The organism is Moorena sp. SIO3I6 (assembly GCF_010672095.1).
Map to the genome: position 1 here is coordinate 1 of NZ_JAAHHU010001499.1, position 1,215 is coordinate 1,215.

Annotated in this window: 2 protein-coding genes; both read left to right on the forward strand. The window is 45.8% G+C overall.

Annotation, left to right across the window (positions count from 1 at the left end; translation table 11 throughout):
• A partial coding sequence (locus F6K49_RS50635; protein WP_293110448.1) for an Hsp70 family protein occupies positions 1–905 on the forward strand: 905 nt, incomplete at its 5' end.
• A gap of 198 nt (positions 906–1,103) precedes the next feature.
• Positions 1,104–1,215, forward strand: a 112-nt coding sequence (locus F6K49_RS50640) for a DnaJ domain-containing protein (RefSeq protein ID WP_293072688.1), incomplete at its 3' end; no start/stop codon positions are given.

A 1,215-nucleotide genomic window follows, 5' to 3' on the forward strand; every position in this document is an offset into this window, starting at 1 on the left:
CAGCAATTCAGGCTGGTGTTTTGGGCGGGGAAGTAGAGGATGTCCTGCTACTGGATGTTACTCCCCTTTCCCTGGGTATAGAAACGTTAGGAGAAGTGTTCACCAAAATTATCGAGCGCAATACTACTATTCCTACCAGTAAGTCCCAGGTATTTTCCACAGCTACTGATGGACAAACCTCCGTAGAAATCCACGTATTGCAGGGGGAGCGGGCAATGGCTAGAGATAACAAAAGCCTGGGAAAATTCCTGCTCACTGGTATTCCCCCAGCTCCCCGTGGTGTCCCTCAAATTGAAGTTACCTTTGAAATCGATGTCAACGGCATTCTTAAAGTCGCTGCCAGTGATCGAGGAACTGGGAAAGAGCAAAGTATTGTGATTACCAATACGGGGGGATTAAGTCCAGCGGAAGTGGAACGGATGCGCCGTGAGGCAGAAGACTATGCTGACCAAGACCGCCGTCGCATGGAATTGGTGCAACTGAAAAACCAAGCCGATGGCTTACTATATAACTATGAATCTACTATCAAAGACCATGGGGAATTGATTAGCGCTAACCTTCAGGCTCAAGGACTAAAGGAGCAAGCAGATCAACAAAAGCAGCACCTAGACACCATAATGACAGACCCCTCTATTGAGGTCGAGGAGGTGAAAGAAGCTATTGAAACTTTGCAGAAAACTGTCTTGGAAATTGGGGGGATCATTTACGCGAGTGCCAGCCTGGGGTCAGACCCGGAATTTATCGCGTCTGACGAAACAGTTCAAGAGTCCAATTCAAACGACTCCACCCAAATAGAACCGGATGCTGTAGGAGAATTTGTGGTTGATTTTGAGAATGAAACCTTAGAAGTAGATGTTGACTACGAAGCAGTTGATTACGGCAACAGCTCCCTAAAAGATAGATAATTCAATTCCTTGCTTTGACTAGCTCAAGCCAACCTTGAGATTATGGTCACATAAGCAGGTGGCAATCAGCTGATTTTTTTGATAGACAATGATATAGGATGCAGGTAATGCTGGAATGCGCTCTTTGTGCTTTTATAGCAATAACCTGAGGAATAACAAGAGCCCCCACTATATAAATGGAAGACCGATCAGCGCTCTATGGCTGACTATTATGATCTGCTTGGTGTCTCTCGTGATGCCGACAAAGATGAAATTAAACGTGCTTACCGTCGCTTGGCACGGAAGTACCACCCAGATGTTAACAAAGAAC